Genomic DNA, 15719 nt, shown 5'->3' with positions numbered 1-15719 from the left:
GGCGGGCACGGTCGCTGCTACGGCTCTGGAAAGCCATCGAAGACACCATTCATGAAGCACTTCATCGTCGAAATCAACTACCTCGTTCCGCTCGAAAGAATCCAGGAATCCGTGCCGCCGCATCGCGCCTACCTGCAACTGGGCTACGACGCCGGCTTGCTGCTCTGCTCCGGGCCGAAGGTGCCGGCGACAGGCGGGTTCATGCTGGCCCGCGCGGAATCGCTCGCCGCGCTGCAGGCGTTCTTCGCGCAGGACCCGTTTCACACCGAAAAACTCGCGAGCTTCACGTTCAGCGAGTTCAACCCCGTCAAGCGGCAGGGCTGGGCCGAGGCGTGGTTCGCCGAACCCCCGGCGGCTTGATCACTGGCGCGGCGCCGCGCCTGCTGCGGCAATGGGCGCAGGCGCATCTTCCCAGCCGCCGCCAAGCGCCTTGTACAGGCTCACCGTGTTGACCGCCTGCTTGAGCTGCAGCTCTATCCATTGCCGCTGCTCGACGTACAGCTCGCGCTGCGCATCGGCGCCGGCGAAGTAGTCTTCGAGCCCGTTGCGAAAGCGTGTGCGCGAGATCGCCGCCACCCGCTGCAGCGACTGCACGCGCGCCTGCTGGGCCTGGAGCTGCGGGCGCAGGTGGCTGTCGGCGATCAGCGCGTTGGCGGTTTCGCGCAATGCCTGCTGCACGGCGTATTCATAACTCGCCATTGCGGCGGCCAGGCGCTCTTCGTTCGCGCTCAGGTTGGCGGAGCGCCGGCCCCAGTCGAAGATGGGCAGCGACACGCCGAGCACCGTGGCCCAGCTGCGGTTGCCGGAGCTCAGCAGGCTCGAGAACTCGCTGCTCAGGCCGCCACCCACGGCGGTCAATGAAAAGCTCGGATAGAACGCCGCCTTGGCCGCGCCGATGCCAGAGTTCGCGGCCTCGACGCGCGCATACGAGGCCAGCAGGTCGGGCCGGCGCTGCAGCAGGCTCGCGGGCAGGCCCACCGGCACGTCGGCCACCGAGCGCTCCGGCCATGGGCGCTGCGCGCCTGTGTTGGCGGGCACCGGCTGGCCGACCAGCACGGTGAGCCATTGCAGGTCCTGCCCCACGCGCATGCGGAATTCCTCGCGCTGAACGGCGGCACGCTGCACCAGAGACTGCGAACGCAGCAGGTCGAGGTCCGACGTGCCGCCCGCCGTGCGCGCACGCTGCATCACGCCGGTGCTGTCGGTCTGGGTGGCGAGGTCGGACTCGGCCAGCGCCAGCAGTGCGCGGTCGGCGCGCAGCGTGAGGTAGGCGTTCGACACCTCGCCCACGAGGCTCATGCGCGCCGCGGCAAAGTCCAGGTCGCTGGCCGTGGCCTGCGAGCCCGCCTGCTTCACGCCCGCATCGATGCGGCCGAAGAAGTCGAGCTCGTAGGCCATGATGCCGGCCTGCACCGCATAGGTGTTGCCTACGCGGCCGACCGCCTGGCTGTTGGTGGCCACGCCGTTCGGGCCGAGCGACGTGACCTGGTTGCCGCGTCCGGCGGAGCCCGCGAGGCCGATCTCCGGAAACAGGCTGGAACGCGTGCCCGCATACACGGCGCGAGCTTCCCTCGCCTTGGCGGCGTACACGCGCAGGTCGCGGTTGCGGGCCAGTGCGGTGGCGATCAGCCCGCGCAGCTCGTCGTCGCGCACGAAGGCCTGCCATGCCATGGGGGCCGCGTCAGCGCCGCCTGCTCCCTCGGCCCACTGCGCGGGCACTTCGACGTCGGCCGGTTTCAGCGACGGCGTGAGGTTGCAGCCCGACAGCACCAGCACGGCGACCAGCAGCACCATCAGCATCGGCGCGCTGCTGGCGAACATGCGCGGCATCGCCGGCATTCGGGGCATCCTGGGCCAACGCCAGCCCGCGCTGTCCATGAAGGCCAGCGCGGCGCGCCCCGGCTTCACCTGCGTGGCGACATGGCTGGGCGGCAGGCTGAAGACCTGGCGCACCAGCCGGTCGTGCACCGCTTCGTCGTGCTCGAAGGCCAGTTCGGTGCCTGCGTCGGAGCGGCCCGTCACCGTGGCCGCAACCCAGCCGACGTGGTCGACGTGGACGTCCAGCGGCTGCCCGACCGCGATGCGGCCCAGCGCGGCGCTGTTGAGCAGCCGCGCGCCGTCGCCCGCGATCTCGGCGAAGCGTGCCGCACCCACGCCCGCGGCGCTGCGCACGGTGGTGACGGCGTCGTACGGAAAGCGCTCGTCGTGCTCGGGGCGCGGGCGGTCTATGCAGGCGATCAGCGCGGCCAGGCAGTACACGGTGGCGACGAAGGTCCACACCACGTTGAGCACATCGCCGGCGGTCATCGAGCCGCCGATGGCGCCCAGCGCGCCCATCAGCATCGCCGCGATCAGGGCGCCGAACACCGCGACCAGGTTCCAGTGCACCACCGTCCTGCTGCGGTCCTGCCCCTTGGCCGTGACCTTGAACGGCCGCCCGAAAGGGCGGATCAGCGCCGAGACGATGGTGCGCGTGACCGCCATCGCGGCCACGATCTGCGTCACTTCGGTGAACACCGGCAGGCAGCGGCGCTGGCTGATCCAGTAGGTGTAGCCCCAGAACATGACGAGCGGCGGCAGGCCGTACATGGCAAAGGCCTGGGGCGTGGCATGGAAGGCCGACACGCCCGTGTACCAGTAGAGCGCGGGCGCCGCCAGGATCAGCAGGATGAAAGGCTTGGTGAGCCAGTGCATCAGCCCGTGCACGTAGTGCAGCCGCGCCGTGAAGCTGTAGCCCTTGCCGCGCAGCGGGCCGTCGCGCAGCAGCGCCACCTGGATGGTGCCCAGGCACCAGCGGCTGCGCTGGTTGATGTAGTCGATGACGCTGTCCGCCGACAGTCCGTTCGACAACCGCTCGTTGAGCCAGCGCGTGACCCAGCCGAAGCGCATCAGCGTGTAGGTGGTGTAGATGTCTTCGCACACGCTGCCGGTGGGGAAGCCGCCGGCAGCGGTGATGGCGTCGCGCCGCACGATGAACGAGGTGCCTACGCAGAACGCCACGTCGGCCGCGTCCTTGGCGGGCTGCAGCACGTCGAAGAACACGCGCTGTTCGTCGACCCAGCTGTCGGTGGCGCGCAGGTTGTGCTGTATGGGGTCGGCGTTGTAATAGAACTGCGGCGTCTGCACCAGGCCCACCTTCGACTTCGGGTCGCCGAACAGGCCGAGCACGCGGTAGACGATGTCGCGGTGAGGCGCGAAGTCCGCGTCGAGCACGAGGATGTAGGGTGCATTGGTCAGCGCTGCCGATTGCCGAAGCCCATTGTTGAGGTTGCCCGCCTTGGCATGCGCGTTGTCGGGCCGGCGCGCGTAGTGCACGCCTTTTCGCTCGCAGTAGTCGCGCAGCCAGTCGCGCCGCGTGTCGTCGAGCACCCAGACATTCAGATGCGGATAGTCGATGGCCTGCGCAGCGAGGATGGTCTTCTCGAGCACACCGATCTCTTCGTTGTAGGTGCAGATGAAGACGTCGACGGCCGGCACGGCCGCGCCGCGCTTGCGCAGCATCGCTTCGCCCGCATCCGCCTGCGCGTGGTTGTCGCGGCGGCGCGAGAGCATCTGTATCGACAGCAGGGTGTAGACGATCGACACCATCTCGAACACCAGGAACACCCAGCCCATCAGCGTGCCGAAGCCCAGGTCCGCCGGCGGCAGGGTTTCGGCCAGCCGCCACACCACGTAGCGCACCAGCACCAGCGCGGTGAGAAAGCCGAACAGCACGCGGTGCGACGCGCGGTCGGCGCGAGCATGGAAGATCATGATCAGGGCCAGGCCCACGACCATCAGATTGACCCTGAATTCAGGCGTATCGATCAGTTCGAACATGGCTTTGCTCCTGCGACGTTGGTGATTCCGGTGAACGGGTTCCAGCCCTTGGCTGCAAGTGCGATCCAGGCCGTGGCGCCCAGGTGGGGCCAGCGGTAGTAGAAGAAGTCGGGGCCCTTGGAATCGGGCCCGATGGCCAGCCCGGTCGAGATTCGCGGGCTGGGCGTGGCGTAGTACAGGCCGTTGGGTGCGCGCTGCGCGGCCAGCAGCTGCCACAAGGCCTCCGGCGCCGCGCCCTTGACGGCCACCAGCGTGGCTGCGGCCTGGGCGCTGCCCTCGGTCCAGATGCCGTCGGGCTGACGCGAGAAGCCGTAGCCGGCACCGTAGCGATGGTTGGCATCGATCCATGCAAGCCCGGCTTGCCATGCGCAGTGACCCGGCGGCGCGGCGAGCAGCGGCCACAGCTGCGCATCGAGGCCCGAGGCCGTGCCGGAGACGCTCGCGCCGTCGGCCTGAGTGCCGATGTGGAAGCGCTGCTCGCCCTTGTTCCACATGCGTTCGACGAAGGCCAGCGCGGTGGTGGCCTGCTGCTTCTGCTCGGGGTGCGTGCCGGAGCGTGCGGCCCATGCGGCGGCCATGGCGATGTCGATGTTGTGCTCGGTCGACTTCCAGGTCTGCGCCGCCTGCTTTTCGTCCCAGCCGTACCAGCCGCCGCTGTAGCCATCCGGCGCAACGCTGGAACGCGTACGTTGCTCGATCCATGCCAGCAGCCTCGCGGTGGCATCGGCATAGCGCGGCGAGGGTGCAGACTGGTTCACGTTGAGCAACAGCAGCGCGGCCCAGGCCACGTTGCCGGTCGCGGTGCTGACCTGGTAGGCATCGGCGATCCACTGGTTCCTGCTGGCGTCCCAGTAGCCGGACAGCACGGGTTTCGCATCGACCAGCAGGCCGGCTCGGTAGGCGTTGCGGATGCGGCCGTCGGAGTAGTGCGGGTCGTGCTCGACGGCCAGCACCATCGCGTCGGCGATGCGCTTGGCCGACGCGGTGTCGCCGCATGCGAGCAGTGCGATGCCGGCCAGCGCGTTGTCGTACACGAAGGCCACGTTCGCGAGGCTCGGCGCGAGTTCAGGCACGCCGTCGATCTGCGCCTCGGTGCGATAGCTCGGCAGCAGCAGCGGCGCCGAAGACTCACCCCGGCTGCTGAACGCCACGGCGCGGCGCAGGCCGTCGCAGCTCTGCCGCGCGAGCAGCTGTTGCACGGAGCTCTCGGCCCCCGGTGCCTGCGGCGCATGAAGGCACAGCATCGCCGTGAGCGCCATGGCCGGCGCCAGCGCGCATCGTCGAACGGGTGTTGCGTGATCCATCGTCTGCCTTCATCGGCGTCGTGGATGCATGCTTCGCGCTAGGAGGCCAGCCTTGCCGACACCACCTTGCCGGGCGCGCACAGGCCCCGTTGCGCGATCCAGGCCGGGTTGTCGGACTCGACACGCGCCACCGCGTACAGCGAGCCTTGTTCCGCGAAGGGGAAGGGCACGGCATAGCGGCTCTGGAAATCTTCTGGAGCAACTGGCAACAACTGGGTAACGCGGGCCGAAACTTCCGCGCCGCCGTCGTCGGTTCTCACGGCGATGGTCGAGCCCATGTTGAGCTTCCTGGCCACCCGCGGCGGAAAGACCGCGACCACTTCGATGCGGCTGCAGTCGGTCATGCGCACCAGAGTGGCCCCTTGCGGCACGAAGCTGCCCTGCGGCATCAGCACCGAGTTCACCTGGCCCGGTTGCATCGCACGCACCTGGAAGGCGGCCATGCGGTCGATGCGGCTGCGTTCCTCGGCCTCCAGCGCGGTCACTTCGCGCAGCTGCTGGCGCAGGACCTCGCTGTCGTGCTGCGCGCGCTCGATGGAGCTGCTCAGTGTCTCGCGCCGGCTGGTGAGCGTCTGGTAGACGCTGGCACCGCCGCCGCCCACGAACACGCCGCGGCTCGCGCTCGCCATGCTCTGGCCCAGGCCTGAGTAGGCCTGCTCGGCCACGGCCGCATTGGCCCGCGAGATGCTCAACTGCGCCTGTGCTGCGTCCATGGCCTGCGGGCTCACCGCGCCTTCGTCGAGCATGGCGGACGTGCGGCGCACCTTCTGCTCCTGCTCCGCCACGCTGGACTGCGCCACCTCGCGCTGGCGCTGCGCGATCTGCCACGCATCGCGCGTCTGCGCCATCGATGCGGTGCGGTACAGCTTGACCTGCTGCTCCACGAACTGGAGTTCATCGCCCGATGCGTTGGCCTGGTTCGTCAACTGCGCCACCTGGCTCTGCAGCGCGAGCCGCTGGGTGCTGAGCGTGGTGAGGATGTCGCGGTTGATGGTCGGGTTCTGCACCGTGGCCACCACGGCGCCGGCATCGACCTTGTCGAGCGCGCGCACCGACATCTGAGTGACCACGCCGCTGATGGGCGAGGTGACCAGCGTCACCGGGGCCTGCAGCACCGCGCGCGTGGCCTGCCTGGAGACCAGCGGCTGTATCAGCGTGGTGACGACGAGCCAGAGCACGAAGGCGAGCAATGCGTACCCCGCGATGCGCGGCACCAGCGACTCGGCGGTGCCGCCTCGCCATCGTCGCCAGCGCTCATGCCATGTGGAGACCTCCGCCTTCGCGATCTGGTGCGACTCCTGGACGGTACTTGCATTCATTGGCGCCTCGCAATCGATGACGTGGTGGCTTTTCAGGACCTGCGTCTCCACTGCCGTGGCACATCATTGGGGCATGCCATCTGCTTTGCTGCATCGCAGCAATACACATGCCAAAAGTGAACTATTTCCGCTTACAAAAGCAACCGAATGTGCATTCAGGGCGCGAGCACGAGCACCTTGAACTGGCTCGGCACGATGCGCATGCCGACGATGTTGCTGCGGTTCTGCACGGTCAGGCTGGTCATGCGCGTGCATGGCGAGCCCTTGAGCAGCACGGTGAACGCGCCCGTGATGTGGCGCGACGGACCCATCACGGTCTGCGACACCACGCCCATCAGCACGCCTGCGTTGTCGCCGTTGGTGATGGGCGTGGTCGTCGCCAGGTTGTGCGCGGGTGTTCCGCCGTAGAGGATGTTCCAGGCATTGGGAATGGCCGTGGGCCCGAGCGCGAAGTTGGGGTAGGGAATCGGAACGGCCGGCGGCGTCTTGCAGACATCGGGAAAGGCCAGGTCCATGCCCATCATCTGTGCGTTGGCGAACATGCGTGAAGCTCCTTCGAATCGGTGGCGGGTGGTTCAGCCCATGTGGATCTGCTCGGCATCGACCTTCACCAGCTCCTTGCTGGTGACGAGCGTGTTCTTCGCATGCAGGCGCAGCGTGCGCGAGGCCTGCATGTCGATCTGCCCCGCGCGCACCTGTTCGACTTCCTCGGTGATGCGGAAGCTCGACCGCGTGAGCAGGCTCAGCCGGTCGAGCACCACCTCGCAGGCGCGGCCGACGAAGCGCGACACCAGCACGCCGAACCGCACTTCGGCGCCCTGGTAGTCCAGCTCGGACACGGTGCATTGCGCGCGCTCGGCCGCGAGCGTCCATTGCGGCGATCGGCTGGCGATGGCGGTGTCCGATTGGAGGTCGATCGCACCCGCGCCCTGGATGGCAACGCCGCCGTGACGCGACTGCAGCCGCAGGTCGCCGTCGACTGCGAGCGTGGCCAGGCTGCTGTCGGCCTGCGCAACGACGGCGATGAGATAGAGCGCCTCGTCGTGCGGGCCGGCGACCATCACCGTGTCGCCGGGGCCGGGCAGCAGCAGGCAGCTGGCGGCGCGCCGGCAGCGCAGCATGCGGCGGCTGTCTGCGAGCATGACTTCGCAGAAGCCGTCTTCGGCCTCGGCGGCGCTGACCGTCGCCATGGCGATGCCGCTGGGCGGTGCGTCGGCTTGCCGTTGCTTCGGGCCTGCTTGCTTGCGCAGCAGCGGCGCCAGCGCGCTTTCGTCGGCGCTTTCGTCGGCGCTTTCATTGCCGCGTTCGTCGCCGCGGCCGGCCAGCGGCGCGGGTGCGCTGGACGGTGTCCTGGATGCCATCGTCATGCGGGGTCCTTCATGTGGGAGGAGGGGAGGTCCTGCGCGCGCATCAGCCCGTGCGCGTCGCGATCGATGCGCACGGCGCGGTGCGGGCGCTGCCAAGCGACGCGCTCGGCCTCGAACAGCTCGGGGTCGGCGTCGAGCACGCCGACGCGGTCGCTCCAGCGCGTGCCCGTCTGCAGGCTTCGGTGCATCTGCGTGCGCTGGAAGACGGCCTTCTCGAAATTGGCGGCGCGCAGGTCCGCGTATGAAAAGTCGGCGTACACCAGCCGGCTGCGCGCGAACGACGTGCGCTCGCAGCGGGCGCGGTGGAACACGCATTGTTCGAGGCGCGCGTCGGAAAAGTCGGCGTCGGCGAGCTGCGCATCGATCCACAGCGACTGGTCGAACACGCCCCCGCGGCAATCCGCGCGGCGCATGTCGGCCTGTGGAAACAGCGACTGCTGCGCGTGCACGCGCAGCAGCCGTGCGCCATCCAGCGCCGCGCCCTTGAAGTTGCACTGCACCAGCCGCGCGTCGTCGAACACGCAGTTCGACAGGCGCGCTTCGATGAACTGGCAGCGCTCGAGCGACTGGCCTGCGAACGACTGGCCGCGCAGGTCGGCCTCGGTGAAGATCGCGTTGTCGAAACGCGCGCCGAGAAAGCCCGTCTCGCGCAGGTCGCAGCGAAAGAACACGCCGGTCGCGAACGCGGCTTCGCCGAAGTCGGCATCGCCGATGCGGCTGTCGTTGAAGATTGTCTTGGTGACCGATGCACGCACGAACCGTGCGCCGCCGAGGTCGCAATCGTGGAAAGCGGCCTCCTGCAGTACCGATTCATCGGCCTGCACGCCCCGCAGATCGGACTCGGCAGCCACCGTGCCTTCCCACCGAGCCGCATGCATCGGCGCTTCCTGCAGGCTGCAGCGCAGGAAAGAAGTCTTGCCCATCTGCGCGCCGTCCATCGCTGCGCCGTCGAAGACACAGCGCTCGAATACGGCGTCGGCCAGTTGCACGCCGTTCATGCTTGCGCGCGTGAAGCGGCACTCGCTGAACAATCCGCCCGACAGGTCGAGTCCGTCGAGCGGCATTGCGCTGAAGTCTTCTCCCTGCAAGGGCTCGCCGCTGCGTGCCTTGGCTGCCAGCGCCTGCGGGCTCATTCGACGGCGGCGGCCCGCGCGGCCGGCACGGTCTTGGTGTGCACGATGTAGGCGTCGCGCGTCTCGGTGACGTCGTCGATCACGATCTGGGACATGTCGGCGCGAAACAGATTGGCTTCGCGCAGGTCGGCCGACAGCAGCCGGGCCTTGTTGAAATTGGCGTTCATGAGGTTCGCGGCGCGCAGCGAAGCCCGGCTCAGGTTGCTGCGTATGAAAAGGCTCTCGGGCGTCTGTGCCGCACCGAGGTCGGCGGCGGTGAGGTCGCACGACGAAAGATCGCAGGTGTCGAGGGTCGAGCGCGCAAAGCGCACGCCCTCCATCGGAATCTCGCGCAGGCTGCATTGCACGAGCGTGGCTTCTTCGAAGTCGGCGCCGCGCAGGCTGCTGTTGCCAACGAAGCAGGTGCTGCGCAGCAGTGCACGCCCGAACACCATGCGGTCGTCGCAATTCACGTGGGTCCAGGCGCAGGCTTCGAGCTCGGCGCCGCTGAAGTCGAGCCCTGCCACGCGGCAGCCCAGGAAGCCTGCCTTCATGAGACGTGCGCCGCGAAAGCTGCAGTCTTCGATGGTCACGTCGGAAAGAAACCCGATGTAGGCGGCGTCGACCGCATCGAAGTTGCAATGCAGCAGCTGCGATTCGATGACGTGCAGGTGGCGCATGCGGGCCGATGAAAAGTCGCAGCGCTCGAGCTTGAGCTTCTCGAAGCCCGTGCCTTCGAACAGGGCCTGCGAGAAGACGGCCTGCTCGCACTGGATGCCGGCAAGGTTGGTGTCGCGGAAGACCGCGCGCTTGAAGTCGCCGGCCGACAGATGCGCGCGCACGAGCACGGCTTCGCTGAAGTCCGCGCCTTCGCAGCGTGCGCGGCGCAGGTCGGCGCCTTCGAGCAGCGCGCGGCGGAAGCAGGCGCCCTGCAGGTCCATGCCGCGGAGGTCGGCGCCCGTGAGGTCCATGTCGGTGAAATCGCGGCTGCCCTGGAGCACGGACAGAACCTTGGCGCGCAGCGCGGCCTGCCGTTCGTCGCTGGGTGCATCGATCGGCGTCTGGTGCTGGGCCGAACCGCGGTACAGCGCGAGCAGCCCGCGCTCGGCGTCCTGCGCGAGCTTGCGCATCGACTCGACCTGCTGCCCCGGCAGCGGCGCGGTGCCGGTGGCCGCGGGAATGCCTTCGAAGCCGCGCAGCAGTTCGGCGCTGTCGACCTGCGGCGGGCCCTTCGGGCGCATGGCGTCGTGTTCGCGCACCAGCTTGCCGGTGTCGAAGCCGACTTTCATCGACTCCTTGGCGTTGGCATCGGCCTCGCGCTGCAGGCGCTCGCGCTCGACGGCGCCCTGTTCGCGCTGGGCCCGCGCGTGGTGGTCGGCCCGTTCGACGAAGTCCGGCAGCTCGCGCAGCGTGGGCATTCGCGTGAAGGGCTCCGGCAGGCGGCGCTCGTTGAAGTGCCGCGCCTTGTGGCCGGCGGCGAGCGCCTTCTGCTTCAGGTCTTCGCGGGCCTGCGCGCCACGCTCGCGCATGTTGCGCACGAGCGCCGAGTCGCCGGTGCCGGGCTGGTCGAGCCACGGGCCGATCGCTTCGTCGGGAATGAGCTCGTCGTCGCGGAACATGTACAGCGCGCCCTTGTCCGGATCGCAGCGCTGGCGCAGCACGGCGGCGTAGTGGTCGATGCCGCGCGGCTGGCCGACGCTTTCCAGCGCCGGCATCACATGCGAGATGTCGGACGCATCGTCTTCATCGATGCGCGTCTCTCCGTGGAAGACCAGCACCACGCGATCGAGATGTGGAAAGAACCATGCGGTGGTCAGCCGCTGCGGCACTTCCTCGATCTGGCCGGGAAGCCGGTGCCGCGCAATGACGGCAAGGGCGCGCCACTGCGGCAGGCGGCCTTGCTGGATCGGCGTTGCAGGGTGCATGTTCCAGACCGCGAAGGGCGTGCCCGGTGCAATCTCCGCCGTGTCGTGAAAACGCTGGTCGGCGGGCGCGGCGTTGAAAAGCTGCCAGTCCATGTCCTCGGCGAATCCGGGGAACAGGTTGTCGCGCCAATGCCCGTCGTATTGCTTGCCGATGAGCCGCAGGCGGCGCGGCCATGCGATGTCGAGCGGACCGAAGCCCGCCGGCTCCGGCCGGTCGCCTGGATGGTGCAGGCGGTGCGCGGGGTCTTCGATGTTGGGTAGCCGCTGCACCTCATGGCCGTTCACGTTCTCCAGGCCGTGGCCGCGGCCCAGCGGGTTGTCCGCGAAGTCGGGGCCGCCGTAGGCGCGCGTCCAGTCGATGCGCATGGCCTCGAAGGGCTGGGGTGGGGAAGGGCGTGCGCCGATCCAGAAACGATCGCCGAACACCGCGAGGTCCTTGGCCAGATGGCCGACCTGCAGCCGTGCGGCGCACCGGGTCTTCTCTTCGTGGTGCGCGGTGTAGGCGTAGCCGGTCGCGAGCATTTCGGCGCGAACCTTGGGAATGCCGAGGTCGATCGCCGTGGCCGGCCCCAGTTCCTCGGACAGCGTCTTCCAGAACTCGGGCTCGGGTGTCAGCACAGGCTGGCCGCTCATCGAGGCCATGCACAGCGTGGTGACGGCCAGGCGCTGCTCGGCCTGCCGGAGGAAGGGGCGCGTGATCGCGCTCAGCCGCAGCGGCTTGACTGTCTTCATGGACGAGTAAGGGAACAGCGCTCAGTCGGCACGCGGCAGCTCCAGCGGCGTGCGCGTGCGGTCGATGGCCACCGAGGCCGGATCGCTCGGGTCGTAGCGCAAGTGGACGACGCGCTGCGGCGTGAGGAACTGCGGCACCAGCGCGTCTTCGACGAAGGTGGGAATCGAGGCCGAATGCGCCGCGCCGGCGGCATCGGTGTAGGCCACGTCGAGCACCAGCGCGCAGACCGTCTGGCCGCGCGAGCCGCCGCGCGTCATGTTGTTGGGATGCATGCGCACGTTGCTGACCACGGCTTCAGCCGGCTGGCCCGTCTGCGCGAGCACCGCCCAGCGCCTGGCCTCGGCCGTGTAGCGGCCGTTCTCCTTGCGCATGTAGCCCACCGCGCCGATGCCGCCCAGCACCACCACGGCCATCACCACGCCAAAGAACACCCAGAGAAGCGTCTCCCACTCGACCATGCCGGGCGTCACATCACGAGGTGCATGGCCTGCGCATAGGCCGCCATGCCGTCCATGTAGAAGCGGACCGCGGTCCTGCCGACTTCCATGGCCTGGTTGGTGATGTCGATGCCCTTGTTCGCGATCTTGAAGGTCAGGAAGTCGACCTTGAGCACCGCGTACTGCGAGTTGATGCCGTAGAACTGCTGGCGCACGCCCCAGAAGTCGAGCGACATGCCCACCGCGCCGAAGCGGAAGCCCGCGCCGCCGGAGCGCGTCAGGCGCCAGTCGCTGCTCTTGGCGTAGTTGTTGGTGTAGCTGACCGAGTTGTTGGTGTAGCTCACCGCCAGGTTGTTGTAGGTGTTCGACGTCGTGTTGTAGACGGTGGTGTTGATGACGTGCTGCGTCGTGTTGTGGATGTGGTTCGTGGTGTTGAAGGTCACGTCCGGCGAGGTATGCACCGTCGGGCCGGTGACGGTGGTGGTCGACGGGCCGTTGACCACCACCGTGTTCGAAGCGTCGATGGTGTCCTGCCGGCCCGCACTCACGAAGCGCACTTCCTGCCCGTTGATGGTGCCGTGGTATCCGCCGGCGATGGTCGAGTTGACGCCGCCGGTGATGGTGTCGTTCAGGCCTCCGCTGAGCACGCGCGTCTTGCCGCCCGAGATGGTCTGGTTCACGCCGCCGGTCACGGTCTCGGTGAAGCCGCCGGTCACGCTGCGGGTGTCGCCGCCTGTGATGGTTTCCTTGGCACCGGCGGTGATGTCGCGCGTCTCGCCGTCCTGGTAGGTGGCCGATTCGTGGCCCTTGATGAGCGTCGTGCGGGTGCCGTCGGTGGTGTGGGTTTCGTCGGCCTCCACTTCAACGTCGAGGTTGCGCTCGGCATGCAGCAGGATCTGCTCGGCACCCGTGCGGTCCTCGAAGCGCAGCATGTTGGCCTGGTTGGCTGCGCCGCCGCTGCTGGAGCGCGTGAGGATGCCGCTGGCCGTGGCGTTGGCGGGCAGCTCCCATGGCGGCATCTGGTCGCTGTTGTAGACGCGGCCGGTGACGATGGGGCGGTCGGGCTCGCCGCCGATGAAATCGACGATCACTTCCTGGCCCACGCGCGGCATGTGCATGGTGCCGTAGTTGGCGCCGGCCCAGCTGCTCGACACGCGCACCCAGCAGGAGCTGTTCTCGTTCGACTGGCCGTAACGGTCCCAGCGGAACTGGAGCTTCACGCGGCCGAATCGGTCGGTCCAGATCTCCTCGGGGCCGACCACCGTGGCTGTCTGCGGACCGTTGGTACGAGGGCGTGGCGTCTTGCGAGCCGGACGGTAGGGCACGGAGGAGGGCAGCACGGTGAAGTCGAACTCGCACACCGATTCGCTGCTGCCGCCCGAGGAGTACTCGGGCTCGCGCAGGTCGTAGCGGGTCTCGGTGACCAGGTACTCGCGGTTGTCCGACTCGCGCGGGCAATGCGTCATCTGGAACAGGTAGCCCGGCGCCATGCCCACCACGTTGGTGTGGCCCGCGGCCAGCTCGTGTGCGCACTGCAGCTCCTGCAGGCGGATCTTTGCGTAGGCGTCGCCCTGCTGGTGCTCGGTGTAGCCGCCGAGCCATTCGTAGACCTCGTAGGTCGAGTGATCGTGAGGCTTGGGGTCTTGCTGCACGCTCTGGAGCGAGGCGCGCGACTTCCGGAAATCGAAGTCGTCGAGCATCACGCGGCCGGAGGTGATCTGCTCGGCCACCCGCCACTGGTCGATGCAGGGCTCCAGCGCATTGACCACGCGGTCGCGCGGCCGGTAGGGAATGCTGGCATGGCCCGGCAGAGGCTTGTAGCTGCCTGCGTCGTCGGCCAGCACCAGCAGGTGCGAACCGTCGGCGTGTTCGAAGTGATAGGCGATGCCTTCGTGCTCCATCAGGCGGCTGACGAAGGCGAAGTCGCTCTCCTGGTACTGCACGCAGTACTCCCAGGTGGGGTAGCTGCCGGTGAGGCGCTTCTCGAACTGGAAGCCGTACTTGCCCAGCACTTCGTCGAGCACCTCGGGCACGCTCTTGTTCTGGAAGATGCGGCAGTCGGTGGTGCGCGTGAGGTACCAGAGCCACGGCTGCACCAGCGCGCGATAGATGTAGTGGCGGCCGGTTTCGTTGGCGCGGCCCACGAGCTCGAAGCGAACCACGGTGCCGTTGAGGAAGCGCGGGCCGCCGTCGTCGGCCAGCTCCAGCGTGAGCGAGGTGCCGAGCAACTGCTTTAGGTCGAGGCTGAAGCTGGTGCTGACCATGTCCACTTCGAACTCGAAGAGTTCGGAGAGTCCCTCCCGGCCCCGCATCGAGCGGAACTTGAGCTGCTCCGAGCTCAGGACGGTGTGGACTTGGACTGTGCGCTGCATTCGGAACTTCCCTGACCCTTGGGTTTCCGCGGCTGGGAAACCTTCGGTGACAGTCTAGAAATCCCTTATGTCACATAAATGACGCGAGGGGTGTGAGAGGGCGGTTTTTCCCTCTGAAACACCCCTCGGAACGCTCACTGAAGCAATGTGTAGAAGAAGCCATTACAGGCTTCTTGCGCGGGCCTTACATCGAGGCTTCGAGCATCGCCTTGTAGTCGTCGCGCGTGGCCAGGCGCGGGTTGGTCTTGTGGCAGTGGTCGGCCATGGCGCCGTCGATGATCTGCTCGAACATCGCGGGCGTCACACCCACTTCGGCCAGGCCTTTGGGCAGGCCGAGGCGCGCGTTCATGTCGCGGATCGCATCGCCGAGGTCGCCGGCCGAATCGAGGTGCATGGCCTGCGCCATGCGCTGCAGACGCTGTTCCTTCTGCACCGACTCGGCGCCCGAGTTGAAGTGGATCACAGCGGGCAGGAAGAGGGCGTTGAGCGTGCCGTGATGCAGGCGCGGATCGACGCCGCCCAGGCTGTGGCTCAGCGAGTGCACGCAGCCCAGGCCCTTCTGGAAGGCCATCGCACCCTGCATCGACGCGCTCATCAGGTTCAGGCGCGCCTCGCGGTCGCTGCCGTCCTTGGTTGCGCGTTCGATGTGCCCCCATGCGCGCTCCAGTCCGTCGAGGCCGATGCCGTCGGCTGGCGGATTGAACGCGGCCGACATGAAGGTCTCCATGCAGTGCGCGATGGCGTCCATGCCGGTGGCGGCAGTGAGCTTGGGCGGCAGGCCCAGCGTGAGCTCGGGGTCGCAGATGGCCGCTTTGGGCATCAGGAACCAGCTGTGGAAGCCCAGCTTGCGGTGGTCGTCGACGATGACGATGGCGCCGCGCGCCACCTCGCTGCCGGTGCCGCTGGTAGTGGGCACCGCGATCAGAGGTACCACGCGATCGGTGATGCGCGGCGAGCCGCCTTCGATGGTCGCGTAGGTCTTGAGTGGACCCTCGTGCGTGGCCGCGACGGCGACGCCCTTGGCGCAGTCGATGGCGGAGCCGCCGCCCACGGCGATCAGGCCGTCGCAGCGGCCGCTGCGGTAGAGCTCCACGGCTGCGCGCACTGCGGCTTCGGTGGGGTTGGAGGGCGTCTGATCGAAGACCGAGACTTCGAGGTCGGCGATGGCGTCGAGCGCCTTCTGCAGCACACCGGCCGCGCGCACGCCGGCGTCAGTCACGATCAGAGGACGGTTGATGCCGATGCGCGCGCATTCGCTGGAAAGCAGCTTGATCGCGCCGAACTCGAACTGGATCTGGGTGAGGTATTGAATGAGTGCCATGGGGGTGAAG

At 68.0% G+C, this 15719-nt stretch carries 11 protein-coding genes; 1 reads left to right on the top strand and 10 read right to left on the bottom strand.

What is annotated here, in order from left to right:
• Window positions 1-51: 51 nt before the first annotated feature.
• Entirely contained in the window at window positions 52-360 is a 309-nt protein-coding gene (locus FHY06_RS03565) for a YciI family protein (RefSeq protein ID WP_019652623.1), read from the top strand.
• Here FHY06_RS03565 and FHY06_RS03560 read toward each other — a convergent pair whose 3' ends face one another.
• The 10 genes from FHY06_RS03560 to FHY06_RS03515 all read right to left on the bottom strand — a co-directional run bounded on the left by FHY06_RS03560 (window position 361) and on the right by FHY06_RS03515 (window position 15709).
• Window positions 361-3819, bottom strand: a complete 3459-nt coding sequence (locus tag FHY06_RS03560) for an efflux transporter outer membrane subunit (RefSeq protein WP_184603404.1) — start codon at window positions 3817-3819, stop codon at window positions 361-363. It abuts the gene before it with no gap.
• Window positions 3807-5123 (bottom strand): hypothetical protein, encoded by a 1317-nt coding sequence (locus FHY06_RS03555; RefSeq protein WP_184603403.1) that lies wholly within the window; start codon window positions 5121-5123, stop codon window positions 3807-3809. The genes FHY06_RS03560 and FHY06_RS03555 overlap by 13 nt, the downstream gene beginning before the upstream one ends.
• A 38-nt stretch (window positions 5124-5161) precedes the next feature.
• Complete coding sequence (locus tag FHY06_RS03550; RefSeq protein WP_184603401.1) at window positions 5162-6442, bottom strand: HlyD family secretion protein; 1281 nt, start codon at window positions 6440-6442, stop codon at window positions 5162-5164.
• Window positions 6443-6597: 155 nt separating this feature from the next.
• The gene (locus tag FHY06_RS03545; RefSeq protein WP_019652627.1) at window positions 6598-6984 is read right to left on the bottom strand and encodes a DUF4150 domain-containing protein; all 387 of its coding nucleotides are present in this window, start codon (window positions 6982-6984) and stop codon (window positions 6598-6600) included.
• Window positions 6985-7017: 33 nt separating this feature from the next.
• The gene (locus tag FHY06_RS03540) at window positions 7018-7809 is read right to left on the bottom strand and encodes a DUF3540 domain-containing protein (RefSeq protein ID WP_184603399.1); all 792 of its coding nucleotides are present in this window, start codon (window positions 7807-7809) and stop codon (window positions 7018-7020) included.
• Entirely contained in the window at window positions 7806-8942 is a 1137-nt protein-coding gene (locus tag FHY06_RS03535; RefSeq protein ID WP_184603397.1) for a pentapeptide repeat-containing protein, read from the bottom strand. The genes FHY06_RS03540 and FHY06_RS03535 overlap by 4 nt, the downstream gene beginning before the upstream one ends.
• Entirely contained in the window at window positions 8939-11578 is a 2640-nt protein-coding gene (locus FHY06_RS03530; RefSeq protein WP_184603395.1) for a DUF2169 family type VI secretion system accessory protein, read from the bottom strand. The genes FHY06_RS03535 and FHY06_RS03530 overlap by 4 nt, the downstream gene beginning before the upstream one ends.
• Before the next feature lie 21 nt (window positions 11579-11599).
• On the bottom strand, window positions 11600-12049 hold the full coding sequence (locus FHY06_RS03525) for a hypothetical protein (RefSeq protein ID WP_126181838.1): 450 nt from the start codon (window positions 12047-12049) through the stop codon (window positions 11600-11602).
• Window positions 12046-14388, bottom strand: coding sequence for a type VI secretion system Vgr family protein (locus FHY06_RS03520; protein ID WP_184603392.1), 2343 nt, complete (start codon window positions 14386-14388; stop codon window positions 12046-12048). Before FHY06_RS03520 ends, FHY06_RS03525 begins: the two co-directional genes overlap by 4 nt.
• A 184-nt stretch (window positions 14389-14572) precedes the next feature.
• Complete coding sequence (locus tag FHY06_RS03515; RefSeq protein ID WP_184603390.1) at window positions 14573-15709, bottom strand: 4-hydroxybutyrate dehydrogenase; 1137 nt, start codon at window positions 15707-15709, stop codon at window positions 14573-14575.
• Between the last annotated feature and the right edge of the window lie 10 nt (window positions 15710-15719).

Source organism: Variovorax atrisoli, from assembly GCF_014195185.1.
In the GTDB taxonomy this organism is placed as follows: Bacteria; Pseudomonadota; Gammaproteobacteria; order Burkholderiales; family Burkholderiaceae_C; genus Variovorax; species Variovorax atrisoli.
The sequence above is the reverse complement of the archived record's forward strand: the minus strand, read 5'-3'. Positions and strand labels throughout refer to the sequence as shown.